Origin of the sequence: Acinetobacter sp. AL9, from assembly GCF_041464035.1 — a bacterium.
GTDB classification, from domain to species: Bacteria; Pseudomonadota; Gammaproteobacteria; order Pseudomonadales; family Moraxellaceae; genus Acinetobacter; species Acinetobacter towneri.
In genome coordinates this window covers 1-500 of sequence record NZ_JAYFSK010000166.1, presented here as the reverse complement: position 1 = coordinate 500, position 500 = coordinate 1, and the positions used below count along the sequence as shown (strand labels likewise).

Sequence of the window (500 nt, the reverse complement as noted above, 5' to 3'; positions counted from 1 at the left end):
ATAGACCCGAAACCGGGTGATCTATCCATGAGCAGGTTGAAGGTTGGGTAACACTAACTGGAGGACCGAACCCACTGTCGTTGAAAAGCCAGGGGATGACTTGTGGATAGGGGTGAAAGGCTAATCAAACTCGGTGATAGCTGGTTCTCCCCGAAAGCTATTTAGGTAGCGCCTCGGACGAATACCATTGGGGGTAGAGCACTGTTTCGGCTAGGGGGTCATCCCGACTTACCAAACCGATGCAAACTCCGAATACCAATGAGTACTATCCGGGAGACAGACTGCGGGTGCTAACGTCCGTAGTCAAGAGGAAAACAATCCAGACCGCCAGCTAAGGCCCCAAAATCATAGTTAAGTGGGAAACGATGTGGGAAGGCATAGACAGCTAGGAGGTTGGCTTAGAAGCAGCCACCCTTTAAAGAAAGCGTAATAGCTCACTAGTCGAGTCGGCCTGCGCGGAAGATGTAACGGGGCTAAAACTATGTGCCGAAGCTGCGGAT

1 rRNA gene is annotated in these 500 nt (G+C 51.4%); it reads left to right on the top strand.

Annotated features, from left to right (window positions below):
* Window positions 1-500, top strand: a 23S ribosomal RNA gene (locus tag ACEO2X_RS14135); the annotation flags it as partial.